The sequence below is a fragment of the Nonomuraea sp. B10E15 genome (assembly GCF_039871615.1).
GTDB lineage: Bacteria > Actinomycetota > Actinomycetes > Streptosporangiales > Streptosporangiaceae > Nonomuraea.
This window is the reverse complement of the sequence record NZ_JBDPMB010000015.1, coordinates 137,237-155,151: the sequence shown is the minus strand read 5'-3', so window position 1 is coordinate 155,151 and position 17,915 is coordinate 137,237. Positions and strand designations below refer to the sequence as shown.

Below are 17,915 nucleotides of genomic sequence, written 5' to 3'. Positions count from 1 at the left end.
GAGTGCTGGGCTCCTTCCGAAAGGGCCTGCGGGAATCTCAACCTAGCGTCCCGCCCGCTCCGAAAGGAGATCACGCACAGAGCCGCGGCGCCGGAGACGGCCGGCGCCGCACGATCTCTCGCCGCCGCTCAGCCGGCGGCGACCGGTTCGCCGTTGCTCAGGCTGGTGAACAGGCGCTCCCACTGCGGCATCACGACCTGCGGCGTGTACGCGTGGGCGACCTCGGCGGCGGCGGCGCCCAGCCGCCGGCGCAGCGCGGGGTCGCTCATCACCCGCCTGAGCGCCGCCGACAGCGCCTCGATGTCGCGCGGCGGCACCAGCACGCCGTCCACGTCATGCGTCAGCACGTCACCGGGGCCCGTCGGGCAGTCGAAGGCGACGATCGGCAGGGCGTGACCCATCGCCTCGATCATCGCCATCGGCAGGCCCTCGATCCGCGAGCTCAGCGCGTAGACCGACGACTGCGACAGCTCCTCGTGGATGCGGTCGCTGCGGCCCATCAGCCGGATTGCGTCGCCCAGGTCGAACTCGTCGAGCCGCTGCTGCAGCCGGTCCTTCGACGGGCCCGTGCCGAAGATGCGCAGCCGCCAGTCGGGGAACTCGGGCGCGATCGCGGCGTAGGCCTTGATGAGCATGTCGAAGCCCTTCTGGGGCACCAGCCGGCCGACGGCGATCACCACCGGACGGGTCAGGTCGGAGTGCTTGCGCCCCTCCATGTCGACCGCGTTCGGGATGCGCACGACCGGGGTTCCGGGCAGCAGCGGCCGGTATTCGTCGACGCTGGTCTCCGTCAGCACCGTCACCGCGTCGAAACGGCCGTAGTGCTTGGTGATGTCCTCGCGTACCGCCGGGTGGTAGGAGCCCAGGTTCATGTGCTCCTGCGCGACCCTGATCACCTTGCGCGAGCCGCGGCGCGCGGAGATGAGGTTGAGCGCCGGCCGGGTGGTGACCAGGATGCCGCCCTCAAGCCCGGACACGTAGTCGATGACCGCGCCCTCCACCCGCTCCGTGAAGTATTCGGCGGCGAACTCGCCGTACGGCACGATCTTGCCGCGGGCACGCCGCCACACCTTGCGGGCCAGCGAGTCGGCGGCGACGCCGTCGCGCTGGTCCACCAAGGCCCACACCCGCACGCGCTCGTCGATGGCGAACTGCGGACTGCTCCGCCGGCGTACGACGCTGACGATCTCGACGTCGTGACCCGCCTCGGCCATCGCGTTGGCCTGGTTGACCACCGTCCTGATGGTCCCGCCCATGCCGTACGCGTGCAGCAGCATGTATCGGATCTTCACGGTAGGTACTCCCACGTCCGGCACATGGCGTGCAACACCTCGGGAATCTCCGCCGGCTCGGGCAGGTCGCGGCCCTTCTGCACGGTGCCCGAACGGATCTTGTCCTTCCAGTCGCCGAGCCCCTTGGTCACCACGTCGGGCGTGCCGTAGGAGAGCAGCTCGGGCGCCCAGCCGATGCCGAGGAAATCGCAGATCAGGCGGCTGATCTTCTCCGGGTCGGCGGTCAGCTCCTCGTAGCGCACGGTCAGGCCGGGCAGCGCCTTCCTGGCACGCTCCACCGCCTTCATGTACCGCAACGCGTCGGCCGCCGCTTCGTCCGGCGTGCGTTTGCCGGGGCTGGCTTCGTACCAGGACGTCGCGATCGAGGCGGGGTGGCGCAGCAGGAACACGAACCTGGCATCCGGCCAGCACGCGGCGAGCCGTTCGTAGGCGAAGGCGTTGGCCGGCGTCTTGTCCACGATGTACCGCTTCCCGCTGCGTACCAGCTCGCGGTGGAGCACCCGGTCCCACAGCAGGTGCTCGATGTCGGCGCGGTTGTGCCCGAGCGCCTCCATCGCCTTCTCGGCCAGGGTCGTGCCGAAGTCCACGCTCAACCGGCGTACGTGCAGCTCGTGGGGGGCGTGCAGGTCCGGGTGCGCGTTGAGCATCGACCGCAACAACGTCGAGCCGGACCTGACGGGGGAGATCACGAACACCGGGGCCTCGAGCAGGCGATCGCGGGGGTCGGACGGCGGCCGGAAAGAAGTGTCGGGGGCGGCCTTCCTGGGCCGCTCGACGACCTTCTTCGCGTTCTCCGCTTTTCCTACCCGTTCGATCCGGAATCCTGCGTACTTGGCCAGCGCGCTGTTGAACGTACGCTGCCACATCATGGTGGGCGAGGTTACCTGCCCTTTCTGTGGATTACCTGAAAATCATCGCCGAACTCGATCGTGGCTCAAGAACACGCCATCTCACGGCAAGAAATGACCATGTGTCACGCCAAGAACACGCGATGCAAACCGTATGTCGAGGAAACATCACGGCTATTACCCGTGCCCATTTTCCCGTCGTTCCAGCGGGTACCTGCTGGGTTGGGTAGATGCTCCAGCATGAAAGAGCACACGGTGCGCTGAGGGCGCCATGGGAGCCATCGAACGGGCCGCGAGAGAGCTGCGGCGCAAGGCCGAGCAGACCCCTGCCCACCGCGACCGCCACGTCGACCTCCTGCGTGCCGTCGCGATCGCGGCCGTGGTGACCGGGCACTGGCTGGTGCTCTCGGTCAGCTACAACGGCGGCCTGCACGGGGTCAACGTCCTGGACGTCGTGCCGTGGACCCGGCCGCTGACCTGGTTGTTCCAGGTCATGCCGATCTTCTTCCTGGTCGGCGGGTACGCCAACGCCGCCTCGCTCGCCGCCCACCGCCGCGAGGGCGGCGGCGCCGCCGGGTGGACGCTGCGCCGTACCGACCGGCTGGTGCGGCCCACCACGATGTTGCTGGCGGTGCTCACGGCCGCCGGCCTGGCCGCCGGCGTCGCGGGGGTCGGCCCCGAGCTGGTCGGCATGGGGGTCTGGCTGGCGGGCATCCCGCTGTGGTTCCTGGTGGCGTACCTGTCGGCGGTGGTCCTGACACCGGTGATGCACGCGCTGCACCGCAGGTACGGGCTGGCCGTGCCCATCGTGCTGGTCGTCCTCGTCGCGGCGGGCGACGCGGGGCGGTTCGTGCCGTGGATCCCTTACGGCGGGGCGGGCAACTACCTGTTCGCCTGGCTCGCGGTGCACCAGCTCGGCTTCGCCTGGCAGGACGGGCGGCTGCCGGCCCGCCCGGCCGTCGCGCTGCCCCTGGCGCTGACCGGGCTGGCCGCCCTGGTGGGGCTCACCGTGTTCGGCCCCTATCCGGTCAGCATGGTCGGCGTGGCGGGGCAGGAGATCCAGAACACGTCCCCGCCCACCCTGGCCCTGCTGGCGCTGGCCACCGCCCAGACCGGCGTCGCGCTGCTCCTCCACGAGCCCGCCAACCGGTGGTTGCAGGGAGTACGGCAGTGGACGGCGGTCGTGGCGGTCAACTCGGTGATCATGACCCTGTTCCTGTGGCACATGACCGCCGCCGTGCTCGGCGTCCTGGCGCTCTACCCCACCGGGCTGCTGCCCCAGGCCGCCCCCGGATCCCTTCCGTGGTTGTTGTTGCGCATCCCCTGGCTGGCCGCGCTCGCGATCATCCTCGGCCTGCTCGTCGCGGTGTTCGGGTCCGTGGAACGGCGCAGCGGCCCCAACGCGCCCCCGGGACGCGGCGCCGCTGCTCTGACCTTCGCCGGGATGGCCGCCGTCGTGGGCGGCCTCCTCGCCGTCGCCCTGGCAGGGCCCGGCAACCACGGTCCCGCCGGCTTCCCCACGGCGGCTCTGATCGGCTATTTCGCCGGGGCCTCGCTCCTGCGGATCTTGAGGAGCGGCTTCCCCGGCCGCTCCCGGCCGGACCCCTGACGTTCGAGGCCGGCCCGCGTCCCCCGACCCCCGTCCGAGGAGGTTGCACGGGCCGAGTACGGTCACGCGCTCAGGTCACGCGGGTGCCGTCCGTGCCGTCGCCGTACTCGCGGTCGAGCGTGCCGACGCCGTACTCGCGGTCGAACGTGCCGCCGCCGGAGTCGCGGTCGGCCATCGCCGGGGTCGCGAACAGCGCGGCGGAAAGCGCGCCGAGCGTGATGCCCGCCGCGATACGTGAGATCTTCACCAGTCACTCCTCTCGTGAGGGGAGCCGCTCCCCGTTCACGTCATCGAGTCTCGGCGGGTCGCGCGGGCCAGGACCAGGCCGCGAGCCGGACATTCGCCGGACATTGCGGCGTTCAGCCGGCGCCGCTGAGCTCGTTGGGACTGCGCGGCAGGGTGGTGCTCCTGACGACCTTCCCGGACGCGAGGTCGATCGCGTGCACCTTCCTGGTCGCCGGGTCGCTCACGTAGACGCTCCGGCCGCGGACGAAGATGGCCGGCCGCGGCTGCTGCCAGTCGATCGGCTCCTTCCACTCGCCCATGACCTCGATCGACCTGACGACCCTCGCCTCGGCGGGGTCGATGACGTGGACGCGGCCGTCGGTGCCGAGCACGAGGGCCTCCCCCTGCGGCCCGCGGGCCAGCGAGCGGAAGGTGTAGCTCGTCCCGAGGTCAAGCAGCCGCATCGTGCCGGCGGCGGTGTCGATGAGCGAGACCTGCGTCGGGCGCTCCAGCTCGGCGTCGGGATCCTTCTTGTAGTCGCCGAGAACGATGGGGGAGACGTCGGAGCCCGCCTGGTTGCCGATGCGGCCGTACTCGTCGGGGCTGTCGACCTTGGTGAACTCGCCGTCCTTGTAGATGAGCACGCCGTCCTCGCAGCCGACCACGACGGCCTCGTCCAGCGCGGTGGCCTCCCCGTGGACGCCCGGGCAGTCCTCGCTGCGCGCGATCTCCTTGCGCGACCTGTCGAGGACGAGCAGGCCCGTCCGCTTCTCCTCGGTGCCGAGGGAGACGACCAGCTCGCCGTTCTCCAGCTGGAGCGCCACACCGTGGTGGGGCGCGGCGGCGGTGTAGACCTCGCCTTCCGGCAGGCCCCCGGCCAGGTCGGCGGGGTCGAACACGGTCACCTCGCCGGTGCCGTCCGAGAACAGCACGGTGGTGCCGCCGTGCCTGACGACGTGGCCCGGCTTGCTGCCCTTGAACTCGTCGTCCTTCAGCGCCGGGGTGACCGCGTCGAGCACGCGGAAACCGGTCGCGGTGGAGACCATCACGTGCCGCTCGTCACCCGCGGGGTTGACCCGGTTGAACCCGGCCAGCGGGATGTCCTTGGCCAGCCGCAGGCTCTGGCCGTCGAGCACGTAGAGCCCGCCGTCGTAGGTCACCACGATCGGATCCGTCACGGGCGGCTGAGGGGAGGAGGCGGCGGGCGGCGCGGCGCCGGGCGCAGGGGCGGGCGGCGCGGTTCCGCACGCGGCCAGCAGGGCCGCGGCGGCGACCAGAACGGGAAGGGATGTCCTGACGGTCATGAGTGTGCCTTTCTCTGTGGGGGTTCAGCGGCCGTTGAGGCCGTCGACGATGGCTTTCGTGTTGGTGCGGACCATGTCGAGGTAGGTGGTGGCGCCCGCCGTGCTGCTCAGCGACTCCGAGAACAGGGGGACGACCTTGACCCGCACGCCGGCCTCGGAGGCGAGCACCTGGGCGAGCCGGTCGGGCTGGGAGGAGTCCGCGAAGATCGCGTTCACCTTCGTGCGCTGGACGGCGACCTTCAGCGACTGCAGGTCCGAGGCGCTCGGGGAGGCCAGGGTGGTGCCGCTGGGGATCACCGCGCCGACGACCTCGAAGCCGTAGCGCCGCGCGAAATAGCCGAAGACATGGTGGTTGGTGACCAGCTTGCGCGCGGCGGGAGGGACGGTCGCGACCTGCTCCGCCACCCAGGCGTCCAGCCGCTCGACCCGCTCGCGGTAAGCGTCGGCGGCGGCCCGCACGGCGGCCGGATCGGCGCCGTCCACGTGCGCGATGACCTGCTCGGCGATCAGGTCGACGGCCCTGGCCATGCGCCGCGGGTCGGTCCAGAAGTGGGGGTCGAGCTGCCCGGCGCTCTCGTCGCCGGCGAAGCGGAGGGGTTCGACGCCCTCGGCGACGGCCAGCGTGGGCAGGCCGGCGTCCGCGGCGGCCCGTACGTTCCGCAGAACGCCCTCCTCCAGGCCGAGCCCGTTGTGGACCACGAGGTCCGCGCGTTCGATCAGCGCGGCCTCCTGGGCCGAGACGCCGAACGAGTGCGGGTCGGAGTCGGGCTTCATCAGCACGGTCACCTCGGCCTCGCCGCCGGCGACGGCGCGGGTGACGTCGCCGAGGATGTTGGTGGTGACGACCACCTGGGGCCCCCGCGCGTCCTGGCCGGCGCATCCGGCCAGCGCCGCCAGCACGACGGCCGCCGCGGCGCAGGCGGCCCTGCGCGCCCTCATCGCCCGGTCTCCGTCATGTGCGCGGGCGCGAAGCCGGGCTCGAACGTGCGGGCGTGCCTGAGGCCGTCGTTGTAGTCGATCTCGTGCACGGCCCGGCCCGCCGGGTCGTTGACGTACGCGCGGGCGGCGTCGACCTCGATGGACGGCGCGCCGGTCAGCGGCGTGCGGAGCACCATCGTGCCGGCCTGTTCCTTCCCGGAGCCCGGGTCGTACGCGCGCAGCGTGCCGTCACCTGTCAGGACCAGGACCGGCATCCCGTCCCCCGCGGCGTTGACCGCCACGGCGGGCTCGGTCCTGATCCGCCGCCACGTCCTGGCGGTGACGTCGAGCACCCACACGCCCGCGTCGCCGGCCCTGGCCGCCAGGATCGTGCTGCCAGGCCGGTGCCGGAACTCCGTGGCCCGCCGGCCGGCGGACGGCACGCGCGGGTAGGGGATCCGCACGATCTCGAACGCGCCGTCGTCCTCGGTGACGAGCACGGCGCCGCCGGCGCAGCCGATGATGACGCCGCGCCTGGTCACCGCCGTTCCCGCCGCGTCCGCGCAGGCGCCGATGGCCTGGCCCGGCTCGCCGGCCCGCGTCACGAGCCGCACCTCGCCGCCATCGGCCACGATCACGTGCTCCGCGTACGGCACCGCGGCGGCGGCCGTGAATCTGGCGGTCTCCGCCAGCGTGCCCTTCTCCATGCGGGCGCGGTCGAGCAGCATGACCGTGCCGTCGGAGGAGCGCACGGCGGTCACGGCGGCGTCGCCGGCGATGGTGTACGGGGGCCGCCCGCGCAGCGTGCCGAGGTCGCGGGGCGCCGCCCGGTAGTAGTGCACGTGGTCGCCGTGGTCGACGGTCCACGCGCCGGTGTCGATCACCCGGAGCCCGCCCGTGGCGGTGGTGAGGTAGGCGAAGCGGCCGTCGCCGGTCACGCTCTCGACCTGCTCGACGTCGGCGACCGGTGACACCTTGCCGGTGAGCAGGTCGAGCACGCGCACGGCGCCCGCCCGGTCACCGGCCAGCAGCAGCCGCGACTGGGGCTCCGGCATCTCCTCGGCGCCCGCGACGTACCCGTGCGGGGTGCGGGCGGCCGTGCTCTGCTGCGGTTGCCGCCCGCACCCGGCCAGCAGGAGCAGCCCGGCGAGCGCCGCGGCGACGGCGGCCCTCATGACGGCGCTCCCGTACGGGCCGCGAGGCGGTGTCTCAGCAGGCCGGCCGCCGCGGAGACGAAGAACAGCGCCACGGCGACGGCGGCGATGGTGGCGCCCGCCGCCGTCGCCGCATGCCAGGAGACGACGAGCCCGGCCACGGTCGAGACGACCCCGAGCAGCGCCGCCCCGAGCATGATCTTCGGGATGGCCCGCGCCCACAACGCGGCGGCGGCGGCCGGCGCGATGAGCAGCCCGAAGACCAGCAGGGTGCCGACGATGTGGAACGAGGCGACGATGGCGACCGTGACCAACCCGACCAGCAGCACCTGAGCCGCCCGCGGGCGCAGGCCGAGCGTGTGGGCCTTGCGGGGGTCGAACGCGAGCGCGACGAACGCCCGGTGGCCGAGCGCCGCCACCACGACGGTGACCGCGAGCGCGGCGCCCAGGCCCGCGAGGTCGTCCCCGCGGACCGCGAGCACGTCACCGAACAGGAACGCGGTCAGGTCGACGGCGAACGACCGGGAGTGGGAGACGACGATCACGCCCAGCGCCAGCATCCCGGCGAAGAGCAGGCCGATGCCGGTGTCCTGGGACAGCCGCGGCGACCTGCCGAGCACGCTCACGCCCAACGCCATCCCGGCGGCGCTGAGCAGCCCGCCGACGAGCACGTTCACCCCCGTCAGGGACGCGAGCGCCACGCCCAGGAGCATCCCGTGGGACATCGCGTCGCCGAGGAAGGCCATGCCGCGCAGCACGACCCAGGTCCCGGCGATCGCGCAGATGAGGGAGACGAGGACGCCCGCCCAGAGCGCCTGCCGGACAAATGACACCTGGAAGGGATCAAGCAGCCAATCCATGACAGCCACACTACAATGAAAACCGTTGTCGTTTTCAAGTGGAGGTTGGCCATGAAGCTCGGCGATGCGGTCGCCATCCATGACGTCGTGGCCGGATTCGGCCGCAGGACGGTGCTGCGCGGGATCTCGGCCGGACTGCCCGCCTCGGCGGTGACGGCCGTCGTCGGCCCGAACGGCTCGGGCAAGTCCACGCTGCTCGGCGTGCTCGCCGGCGTCATCAGACCGGTACGCGGGCGGATCGAGCGCGACCGGCGGCGCCCGGGATACGTGGTTCAGCGCAGCGCGGTGCCGGACGCCCTGCCGCTCACGGTCCGCGACGCGGTGGCGATGGGCCGCTGGGCGCTACGCGGGCCGTGGCGGCGGCTGACGGCGGCCGACTGGGCGGTGGTCGACGCCTGCATGTCTCGCCTGGGCATCCTCGACCTGGCCGGGCGGCAGCTGGGCGCGCTGTCGGGAGGGCAGCGCCAGCGGGCGCTGGTCGCCCAGGGGCTGGCCCAGGAGCCGGGGCTGCTCCTGCTCGACGAGCCGGCGACGGGGCTCGACGTGGAGGCCGGCCGTCTCATCGGCGGCGTCGTCGACGAGGAGAGCGCGGGCGGTGTCACGGTGGTCCACGTCACCCATGACCTGGCCGCGGCCATGAGAGCCGGCCACTGCCTCCTCCTCGACGGTGGCCGGCTGGTGGCGCAGGGCCCTCCCGGCGAGGTCCTGACGCCGGAGGCGCTGCGGGAGGTGTTCGGCGGCTCTCATCCACAGCCTGTGGGCGCCGTGACAGCGCCTCCCGCCACGCTGGAACCGGAAGGGTGACGGGAGGCGCGCGGCGGAAAGGTGCGCCGGTCTCTCTCGCGGGGCGGTCAGACCTCTTCGGCCACCCCCAGGTACATCACGCTGGAGTCGGCGGGGTTGAAGGCGATCGAGGTGACCCGGTCGTAGGCGTTGTGCCGGATGGTGACGTTGTCGCGCCAGAAGTCGTACCGGTAGATGTCGGTGCCGAGGGAGGACCAGCCGGTGCCCCACACGAAATAGAGCACGCCCGGGTCCTTCGGGTGGGCGGCGAGCAGCGGTCCGTTGGGGATCGTGATGCCGTTGCCCTGGTCCACGACGGGGACGAAGCGGCGGCCTCCGTCCATCGAGCGGTAGATGTGCCGGCCGCCGGACGGCGCGCCCGCGTGCAGCTCGTCGAGGTCGAGCCCCATCACGTACACGACGTTCGGCGAGGTGGGCGAGATCGCGGCGCTGAACACGTTGACCTTCCCGCCGGACGCGCTCAGCCCTTTCGCGGTCGTCCAGGTGCGCCCGCCGTTGGTGGTGACGCGCACCCCGGTGTTCGACGCGCCCAGCACGACGTGGTTGAGGTTGTGCGGGTCGAACACCGCCGTGTAGACGCTGCGTAGCTCGTCCTTCTCCCAGGCCGGCACGCCGATGGGCTGCCACGTGCGCCCGCCGTCGCGCGACTCGTGCAGCTGCCCGTCGCCGTCGGCCACCCGCAGCTGGTCGCCGTGGCGGCGGTGGGTGCCGAGCCCGGCCAGCCTGTCGGCCGGAGAGGTCAGCGGCGTCACCCCGTCGGTCGTGGCGAGCGAGAGGTGGCCCTCGCGGTCCCACGCGTAGGCGCGGTCGCCGCGGGCCGCGGTCAGCTCGATGTTCGAGCCCGCCACCTCGCCCACGGGTTCCCACGTGCAGCCGGCGTCCGAGGAGCGCGACAACTGGTTGTTGGCCAAGGAGAGCAACGTGTCAGGGCGGTCGAGGGTGACCAGGCCGTTGGTGTAGACGACCGGCTCCAACGTCTTGCTGGTCGGTGTGATGGTCTTGCCTTCGTCCCGCGTGTACGTCACCGTGCCGTCGCCGGTGACCGTCTCGCAGGAGGGCTGGTGCCAGCGGCCGAAACCGTCAGCGGACGCGGGCGTCGGGGCCGACACGACCGCGAGCGCGGCCGTCAACCCGATGGCGAAAGCCTTCTTCAAAGCTGCCTCCCTGGCAGGCATGGGTGCGAAACATCAACAGGTCCATGTCCGTCCTACCGGGAAGCGGATCGCCGAGGCCAGCTCAGCGGTTGGCAGCTTTGCGACATTTCATGAATATGACATGCTTGTGGATCGTGGATCCGCATGACAACGCACTCGCGGCGGTCGGCGTCGACGCCGAGGACGAGCAAATATACCGTGATCTGCTGCGCCGGCCGCGCGCGACGCTGCACGAGCTGGCCGCGCACACCGGGCGCACCACGGTGGCCCTGCGCCGCGCGTTCGCCCGGCTGGAGGCGCTGGGTCTGGTCAGCCGCATGGCGGGGCGACCGGTCCGGTTCCTGGCGACCCGGCCGGACGTGGCGGTCTCCGCCCTCATCTCGCGCAGGGAGGAAGGGCTGGCGCAGGCGCGGCTGGCGGCGCTGGCGATGCTCGCCGAGACCCCGCGCACGGAGAACCACTCGCCCGAGGAGCTCGTCGAGGTCGTCCAGGGCCGGGCGGCCGTGGTCCAGCGGTTCACGCAGCTCCAGCAGGCGGCGACCGGGGAGATCCTGGTGCTGGACCGGCCACCGTACGCGCAGGACCCCAGCGAGCAGAACGTCGCCGAGATGGAGCGCCTCGCGTACGGGCTGCAGGTCCGCGGCATCTACGACGCCTCCGCCCTGGAGATCCCCGGCAAGCTGCGCCTCGCCCAGGAGTCGGTGGCCGCGGGCGAGCAGGCCAGGGTCAGCCCCGAGGTGCCGATGAAGCTGGCCATCGCCGACCGGCGGATCGCGATCCTGCCGCTGAGCACCGACGAGTCCGCCCATGCCGACAGCGCGGTCATCGTGCACTCCTCGACGCTGCTCGACGCGCTGGTCGCCCTGTTCGAGGTGTTGTGGAGGTCGGCGCTGCCGCTGCCGGCCAGACCGCTCGACGCGCCGTCCGGCGGCCCGGCCGACCTTCCCGACCCCGAGCTGTTCACGCTGCTGGCGGCCGGGCTCAAGGACGAGGCCGTGGCGCGCCAGCTCGGAGTGAGCCTGCGTACGGTGCACCGGCGGGTCAGCGAGATGATGGAGCGGCTCGGCGCGCGCACCCGCTTCCAGGCCGGGCTGCTCGCCGCCCGCCGCGGCTGGTGGGGCGAGGACGGCCCCCGACCCGGCTAGGGCGACCGCCCGAGGCCCGGCTGTTCGTCCATGGCATGGCTCCAGCCGCCCGCGACCCGGCTGGGCCCGCCGCCGTCCCCTTCTGCGCTCAGGCGGTCACGGCGAGCGCCGCCTTGACGGCCTGCTCGTGCCAGCCCGTGGCGCCGATGCCGGCGAAGATGTCCGCGGCCTGCCGGAAGCAGCCGATGCTCCCCTCGCCTTCGAGATGGCCGAGCGCGAGGAGAACGCGGCCCTCGATCAGCCTGTCACCCACCTGGCGGGCGATCCCCAACGCTCTGCGCAGGTCGGCGGCGGCCGCGACCAGCTCCCCACGGTCGTGCCGTGCCTCGCCCAGCGCGTGCAGCGCGTACGCCTGGCCCACCAGGTCGTTCAGGTCGATGGTGATGGCCAGGGCCTGCTCGCCGTCCCTGACGGCCTCGGCGTGCAGGCCCTGGCGGCGGCGGACCTCCGCTCTGCGCTTGAGCAGCTGCGCCTGCGACAGGGCCCGGTTCGTGTTGATGACCAGCGCACGATCCAGCAGCCGCGCGGCCTCCTCCAGCCGGCCTTCGAGCATGTGGATGTGCGAGAGGAAACCCAGCCCGTGCGCCAGCGACATGGCGTCGCCGACCTGCTCGAACAGCCCCAGCGCGCGTTCGAGCTCCGCCCTGCTCCTACCCAGGTCACCCTGGAAGAGATGGACGGTGCCGAGGTGACGGAGCACGATGGCCTGACCGGGCACGTCCGCGAGCCGCTCGAACAGGCCGAGCGCCGCGCGCAGGAACTCGGTGGCCTGCGGCAGTCGCCGCAGGACGAGGTGGAGCGAGCCGATGGAGTAGAGCATGGCGGCCTGGCCCGGCAGGTGGGAGGCGGCACGGCAGGCCTCGAAGGCCCTGGTCGCCACCGCCTGCCAGTCGGTGAAATAGGCGCGACACTCGAACAGGTGCACGTAGCTGGCCACCAGGTCGCGGCTCAGGTCGGCGAGTCCCAGCTCGGCGCACTGCGACACCGCGGCGACGAGCGTCAGCCGCTCGCTCTCCAGCCACGCCAGCGGGTCGCTCAGCAACACCGCCTGAGCCGCCTCGCCGGGCAGCCAGCGCGGCGCGTCGCCGCGCGGAACCCTGCTGTACTGGTGGCCGTAACGCAGGTCGCGCGCCTTCTCCGCCAGACCGAGCAGCCCGCCGAAAGCCCGGCACAGCGCGGCCGACGCTGCGCCCGGCGGCCCAGCCGAGGCCTGCTCGCGGGCGAACAGGCGGATCAGATCGTGGAAGCGGTAACGCGGCTGACCGGCCCCGTCACTACCGAGCGGCTGCAGCAGCTGGGCGTCCACCAGCTGTTCGAGCAGCAGTTCCGCGTCCTGGACCGACGTGTCCAGCAGCGCCGCCGCCAGCCAGGGCGCGAACCCGCCCGGGGTTTCCACCATCGCGAGCCAGCGGAAGGCCAGGGCGGCGCGCTCCGACAGCTCGCGGCAGGACAGCTCGATGCTCGCCCTGACCTCGAAGTCGCCCCGGCTGAGCTGGTCCAGCCGGTGGTGTTCGTCGGCCAGCCGCTCGGCCATCTCGGAGAGCGACCACCGCGGCCTCGCCGTCAGCTTCGCCGCCGCGATGCGCAGCGGCAGCGGTGACCTGTCGCACAGTGTCGCCAGCCGAGTCGCCGCCTCGTGCTCGGCCGACACCCGCTCGGCTCCCACCACGCGTTCGAGCAACTCGACCGACTCCTGCTCGCTCAGGACGTCCAACGGCACCTGCAGCGCGCCGTGGCTCACGGCCAACCCCTCCAACCGGCGCCGCCCGGTGACGATCACGCAGCAGTCCGGCGTGCCGGGCAGCAGCGGGCGCACCTGCGCGGCCGACTCGGCGTTGTCCAGCAGGACCAGCACCCGCTTGCCGTCCAGAGTGCTGCGGAACAGCGCGGTCCGCTCCTCCAGCGCGGGTGGAACCGCCGTCCCCGGCACCCCGAGCGCGCGCAGGAAACGCTCCAGGACGGCCGACGGCTCCGCCGACCTCCTGCCCCGGTCGTAGCCGTGCAGGTTCGTGAACAACTGACCGTCGGGGAACCGCCCGGCCACCTCCTGGGCCCACCGCAGGGCGAGCGAGGTCTTGCCCACCCCAGGGGCGCCGCTGATCACGGCCACCGGCAGGCCGTCCCGCTGCGGCCGCGTCAACCCGTCGAGCATCCGGATCTGCGGCGTACGGCCCACGAACGCCGACACAGCCGGCGGCAACTGGGCCGGACGTACCTTGACCAACGCAACGGGCTGGTCCACCTGAGCACCGGACGCGCCCGGCTGCGCGGTGGATGTGCCGGGCTGCGCGGTCGACCCTCCGGGTGGTGCGATGGACTGGCCCGGTGGACCGGACGGAGCGGTGGACGTCGGTACGGACGGCGTGCCGGTTGGGACGGCGGGCGTGCTGGGCGGCGGCGCGGGTGGGTCCTCGTGCGCTGTGCCGGCAGGGGGCGGTCCTGCCAGGATCGCCTGCTGGAGGTCCCGCAGAGCCTGTCCCGGCTCCAGACCGAGCTCATCCAGCAGGTGCCGGCGCCCCTGCTGGTAGCTTTCCAGCGCGTCGGCCTGCCGTCCCGAACGCCACAGCGCCAGCATCAGCCGCTCGCGCAGCCCTTCGCGCAGCGGGTGCTCCTCCACCAGCCCGGCCAGCCGGGCCACGGCCTCGCGGGGACGGCCGCAGGCCAGCTCCGCGTCGGCCCACTCCTCGGCGATGTCGAGCCGGGCGTTCTCCAGGCCGCGGGCGGCGGCGGCGATCTCGGTGGTGTCGATCTCGGCCAGCACCGGGCCGCGCCACAGGTCGAGCGCCCGTGCCAGCGTGGCCGACGCCTCCTCCGGCCGGCTCGCCCGCCGGGCGGCGGCGGCCTGCTGCCGCGCCTCGTGCGCGTCCAGCCATACGTCGTCGGTGAGCAGGCGGTAGCCGACCCGCTCGGTGGTGATCAGCTCCGCGTCCCGGCCGGCGGCCCTGACCGCCTTGCGCAACGTGTGTACGTGGATCGCGACCTGGTTGCGCGCCGAGCCGGGCAGGCGATCCCCCCAGATCGCCGTCACCAGCCGGTCGAGCGGCACGATCCGTCCGGCGTCCAGCAGCAGGGCGGCGAGCAGCGAGCGCGGCCGCGGGCCGCCCAGCTTGACCGGACGCCCCAGGCAGCTCGCCTCCAGAGGCCCGAGGATCCGGAATTCCATCTGTGTTGTCATGTCATCCCCCGTCGACCGTTCGATTGCCGTCTCCCCCTAGCGGCCGGGCCATCATGAATCGGTTCGAAATCACCCCTAAAGCCCGGGCCCTTAGCCTCGCATCTCGGCCTGACATGGCGTACCAGTTACGTAACAGGGAGGCATGAACAAGGCCGGACCCCGAGGAGGCCCGGGTGGCGGTCACCGGTGACCGTGCCGGTTGGACGGGCTCAGGTGAGAGGGCGATTCCGGGCGAGGAGGTTTACCTGGCCCTGCGATCAGGCAGGAGGAAAGCCCGTACGAACCCTGGAGCAGGAGCTGACCGTGCACCATTTCACCATCGCGACCGTTGCCGAGGAGAGCGCCGACTTCCGCCGCGTGTTGTGGACGGGGGAGAAGAGCCAGCTGGTGATCATGACCATCCCGCCGGGCGGCGAGATCGGCGACGAGGTCCACGAGGGCATCGACCAGATCCTGACGTTCGTCTCCGGCGTGGGCGAGGCCCGGGTGGGCGGCGAGACCAGGGAGGTACGGCAGGGCGACCTGGTCGCCGTCCCCGCCGGGACCCGGCACAACTTCGTCAACACCGGCGTGAACCCGCTGGTCCTCTACACCGTGTACGGCCCGCCGGAACACGCCGACGGGGCCGTGCACAGGACCAAGGAGGAGGCCGACCGGGCCGAGCACGCCGCCTGACCCCGCCGCCCCTCCCGGGCCGCCACCCGCGAGCGTCCGGCGTTCATGGGATGGGCTCGTTGCCCTGTCGGGTGGGCGGAGAGGGCCTACCGGGGGGCGTCGAGAGCGAACGGGATGTTCCGCCAGGGGCTGCCGGGATCCTGGGTGAGGATGCGGTGCGGGGTGAGCGCGGAGCCGTACATGTGGCCGAACGCCTCGTCGTCGAAGCGCAGCACCCGACCCAGGACGTAGCCGGCGGAGAACGACTCCCACGTCTCGTACACCTGCCGGGTCAGCTCGCCGGCCTTGGTCACGACCTGCTCCACCTCGAACGGCTCGGCAAAGCGGGCACTCAGCCCCCAGCGCGCGAAGTTCACCGCCCGGCCGAAGTCGTAGCCGAGTGCCGAGGTCACGTACCCGTCGGGCGGCAGGATGCCGTCGGCGCGGAACCGGTCCTCGTAGCGGGCGATCCGCCCGATCAGCTGCATCATGGCGTCGATGCCGGGCGGGCCCATGCCCTTCTGGGCGAGCACGCCGGCCGCCGCCTGCTGCCACATCGACGGGTCGCGGTGCGAGCCCGGGTACTGCCGGGCCAGATCGCTTCTCACCTGGAGCAGGAACTCCGGCTCGACCGGGCTGTTGCGTCCCTCCAGCAGGGCGGTGACCTGCGTGTGCCAGCCGCCGCGGTCGGTGACGCCCCAGGACTCGCGCAGGGTCTCGACGTCGCCCTCGTAGTGGGTGTAGACGTCGCCGATCTCGTTCCAGATGACCCCGTTGTGCACCGCGAGGTGCCCGCCGCAGGCCAGCCCGTGGGCCAGCGGCCCGTGCAGGGGGCCGGTGTACCTGGTGAGCAGCTGGTCGGCGTCGTGCTCGCGCTTCGGGACGCTCTTCTTGAGCGACTTCCAGTGCCGGCGTTGGCGCTTGGCGTCGTTGAAGTACGCACCCGACGGGCTCCCCGGGTTGACCAGCAGCCCCTGCAGCTCGCCGCCCCACCACTCCTCGGGAGGGAAGGGCAGGCCGACCTCGCAGGCGACGGCGTCGTGCCGTCTCGGGGGCAGCTCGCCCCGGGTGTAGACGACCAGGCAGTCCTTGCCCTCGGGCCCCTGCTCCGTCAGCCAGTTGACGACCAGCTTGCGGCTGTCGACGCGGTCTTTGGGCTTGTAGGAGAACGTGTCGACGCCCAGCAGGACACTCACGTACGCGTCCCAGTCACCGCGCGACTTGGCTTCGAACAGTGCCCGCTCGACGTCGGTCGGCGGCACCCAGGGCGGTCCCTGGCCCTGCGGGTTGTTGATCGGCATTCCCATGCAGGCGACCTTAGTGAACAAACTCCACGTAAAGGGGCGAAATCACAGGTCCCTCTCGGCGTTCCGGAGCTCGGCCGGCAGCTCGTCCTGCCCGGCGATCACGTCGGTGAGGATCCGGCGTGCCGAGCGCATCAGCTCGGCCACGTCTCCGCTGCTCAGGTCATAGACGGCGGTGGCGCCCCTCCGGGTCGCCGTCACGATCCCGGTCCGGCGCATCACCGCCAGATGCTGGGACAGGTTGGAGGGCTCGACGTCGATGGCGCCGAGCATGTCGCGCACTGACCGGGGTCCTTGCTGCAGGAGCTCCAGCACCCGGATGCGTACGGGGTGGCCGAGCGTACGGAAGAACTCCGCCTTCGCCTGGTGAAGGGGCACAGACATGCGTCAACCTTTGGTTGCCGAGCTCCGCATGGCTCACATGCGGGCTGGAGGTTGTGCGGGGGCCCGGAGGGCGTCAGGCCTTTCGGCCGACGCCGCCGTAGAGCCACTTCGTGGCCTGCGGGGCAGGGTCGGAGGGGTCCGGGTGCCAGTTGTCGATGGTCACCAGCCCGGGCTCGACCAGGTCGAAGCCGTCGAAGAAGCGGGCGATCTCCCCGTGCCCGCGGAAGAAGATCGGCGTCGGCGTCCTGGCGTAGACGGCCTCGATCTGGGCGACCGCCTCCGGCGAGTGGGCCTCGGTGGTGACGTGGGTGGCCGTGAGGTGGCTGCCGGCCGGCAGGGCGTCGTGCAGCTGGCGCATGATCGGGCCGCGTTCGTCCAGGGTGAGGAAGTGCACCATGGCGATCATGAGGACGCCGACCGGCTCGTTGAAGTCGATGAGCTTGACCGTCTCGGGGTGGCCGAACACGTCGGCGGGGCGGCGCATGTCGGCGGCGGCCACGCTGGTGTTGTCGTCGGTGGCCAGGAGCGCGCGGCCGTGCTGCAGCACCACCGGGTCGTTGTCGACGTAGACCACGCGGGAGTCGGGGGCGATCTCCTGGGCGATCCGGTGGGTGTTGCCCACGGTCGGCAGGCCGGAGCCGATGTCGATGAACTGCCGGATGCCGTTGCGGGCCATGTAGCGCACGGCGCGGCGCAGGAAAGCGCGGTTCTCCTGGGCGAGCTGGCGGATCTCGGGCATCGCCTTCTCGACCTGCCGCACGGCCTCCCGGTCGATCTCGAAGTTGTCCTTTCCTCCGAGGTAGTAGTCGTACATCCGGGCGACGCTCGGCCTGGTGACGTCGATGCTCGTCGGTCCGTTGGGCCCCTGCTCCACCATTTCCCCGACCTCCACGGTAGATCATTTCTTACTCAAGTTAGCGCAGTAGGGCAGGTCGAGGTGTAAAGAAGGCGTCATTCGACACCGAACCCGCCAAAGACCCCGGATGGTGCGATCGTTCGCCGACGGTCACGGGGCGCCGCGGCCACGGCGCCCCGTGTGGCGGTCGTGTCGTACCGGTGCAGGGTCCTGGCAGGGCTGGGGTGGC

At 72.0% G+C, this 17,915-nt stretch carries 16 protein-coding genes; 4 read left to right on the top strand and 12 right to left on the bottom strand.

Annotated elements, in window-relative coordinates; translation table 11 throughout:
* Positions 1–128: 128 nt before the first annotated feature.
* Both ABGB14_RS33480 and ABGB14_RS33475 read right to left on the bottom strand, forming a co-directional pair.
* The gene (locus ABGB14_RS33480; RefSeq protein WP_347647844.1) at positions 129–1,292 is read right to left on the bottom strand and encodes a glycosyltransferase family 4 protein; all 1,164 of its coding nucleotides are present in this window, start codon (positions 1,290–1,292) and stop codon (positions 129–131) included.
* Positions 1,289–2,161 carry a sulfotransferase gene (locus ABGB14_RS33475; protein WP_347647843.1) on the bottom strand — a complete coding sequence of 291 codons (873 nt, stop codon included), beginning with the start codon at positions 2,159–2,161 and terminating at the stop codon, positions 1,289–1,291. Before ABGB14_RS33475 ends, ABGB14_RS33480 begins: the two co-directional genes overlap by 4 nt.
* A gap of 250 nt (positions 2,162–2,411) precedes the next feature.
* Here ABGB14_RS33475 and ABGB14_RS33470 point away from each other — a divergent pair, with 250 nt between their 5' ends.
* Entirely contained in the window at positions 2,412–3,749 is a 1,338-nt protein-coding gene (locus tag ABGB14_RS33470; protein WP_347647842.1) for an acyltransferase, read from the top strand.
* 70 nt (positions 3,750–3,819) lie between these two features.
* Here ABGB14_RS33470 and ABGB14_RS33465 read toward each other — a convergent pair whose 3' ends face one another.
* From ABGB14_RS33465 to aztB, 5 genes are all read right to left on the bottom strand, one after another.
* A complete protein-coding gene (locus tag ABGB14_RS33465; RefSeq protein WP_347647841.1) occupies positions 3,820–3,996 on the bottom strand; it encodes a hypothetical protein in 177 nt (58 codons plus the stop codon).
* Positions 3,997–4,108: 112 nt separating this feature from the next.
* Positions 4,109–5,278 (bottom strand): zinc metallochaperone AztD, encoded by a 1,170-nt coding sequence (aztD, locus tag ABGB14_RS33460; protein WP_347647840.1) that lies wholly within the window; start codon positions 5,276–5,278, stop codon positions 4,109–4,111.
* A 24-nt stretch (positions 5,279–5,302) separates the two neighbouring features.
* Complete coding sequence (aztC, locus tag ABGB14_RS33455) at positions 5,303–6,217, bottom strand: zinc ABC transporter substrate-binding protein AztC (RefSeq protein WP_347647839.1); 915 nt, start codon at positions 6,215–6,217, stop codon at positions 5,303–5,305.
* Positions 6,214–7,371 (bottom strand): ABC transporter, encoded by a 1,158-nt coding sequence (locus ABGB14_RS33450; RefSeq protein WP_347647838.1) that lies wholly within the window; start codon positions 7,369–7,371, stop codon positions 6,214–6,216. Before ABGB14_RS33450 ends, aztC begins: the two co-directional genes overlap by 4 nt.
* Positions 7,368–8,210 carry a zinc ABC transporter permease AztB gene (gene aztB / locus ABGB14_RS33445; RefSeq protein ID WP_347647837.1) on the bottom strand — a complete coding sequence of 281 codons (843 nt, stop codon included), beginning with the start codon at positions 8,208–8,210 and terminating at the stop codon, positions 7,368–7,370. Before aztB ends, ABGB14_RS33450 begins: the two co-directional genes overlap by 4 nt.
* Positions 8,211–8,261: 51 nt before the next feature.
* Here aztB and aztA point away from each other — a divergent pair, with 51 nt between their 5' ends.
* Entirely contained in the window at positions 8,262–9,014 is a 753-nt protein-coding gene (gene aztA, locus ABGB14_RS33440) for a zinc ABC transporter ATP-binding protein AztA (protein WP_347647836.1), read from the top strand.
* Between the two features lie 47 nt (positions 9,015–9,061).
* On the opposite strand, the gene ABGB14_RS33435 is transcribed toward aztA, so the two are convergent.
* Positions 9,062–10,168: a hypothetical protein gene (locus tag ABGB14_RS33435; protein WP_347647835.1), complete on the bottom strand. Its 1,107-nt coding sequence runs from the start codon at positions 10,166–10,168 to the stop codon at positions 9,062–9,064.
* Positions 10,169–10,302: 134 nt separating this feature from the next.
* On the opposite strand from ABGB14_RS33435, the gene ABGB14_RS33430 reads away from it, so the two are divergent.
* Entirely contained in the window at positions 10,303–11,313 is a 1,011-nt protein-coding gene (locus tag ABGB14_RS33430) for a LuxR C-terminal-related transcriptional regulator (RefSeq protein ID WP_347647834.1), read from the top strand.
* Between the two features lie 88 nt (positions 11,314–11,401).
* Here the strand turns inward: ABGB14_RS33430 and ABGB14_RS33425 are convergent, their stop codons facing one another.
* Positions 11,402–14,488, bottom strand: coding sequence for a BTAD domain-containing putative transcriptional regulator (locus ABGB14_RS33425; protein WP_347647833.1), 3,087 nt, complete (start codon positions 14,486–14,488; stop codon positions 11,402–11,404).
* Positions 14,489–14,791: 303 nt separating this feature from the next.
* Here ABGB14_RS33425 and ABGB14_RS33420 point away from each other — a divergent pair, with 303 nt between their 5' ends.
* Positions 14,792–15,163 carry a cupin domain-containing protein gene (locus ABGB14_RS33420; RefSeq protein ID WP_347647832.1) on the top strand — a complete coding sequence of 124 codons (372 nt, stop codon included), beginning with the start codon at positions 14,792–14,794 and terminating at the stop codon, positions 15,161–15,163.
* 86 nt (positions 15,164–15,249) lie between these two features.
* Here ABGB14_RS33420 and ABGB14_RS33415 read toward each other — a convergent pair whose 3' ends face one another.
* The 3 genes from ABGB14_RS33415 to ABGB14_RS33405 all read right to left on the bottom strand — a co-directional run bounded on the left by ABGB14_RS33415 (position 15,250) and on the right by ABGB14_RS33405 (position 17,722).
* Complete coding sequence (locus ABGB14_RS33415; protein ID WP_347647831.1) at positions 15,250–16,449, bottom strand: DUF1266 domain-containing protein; 1,200 nt, start codon at positions 16,447–16,449, stop codon at positions 15,250–15,252.
* Positions 16,450–16,491: 42 nt separating this feature from the next.
* Positions 16,492–16,830 (bottom strand): metalloregulator ArsR/SmtB family transcription factor, encoded by a 339-nt coding sequence (locus ABGB14_RS33410; RefSeq protein ID WP_347647830.1) that lies wholly within the window; start codon positions 16,828–16,830, stop codon positions 16,492–16,494.
* 73 nt (positions 16,831–16,903) lie between these two features.
* A complete protein-coding gene (locus ABGB14_RS33405; protein WP_347647829.1) occupies positions 16,904–17,722 on the bottom strand; it encodes an SAM-dependent methyltransferase in 819 nt (272 codons plus the stop codon).
* Positions 17,723–17,915: the final 193 nt, after the last annotated feature.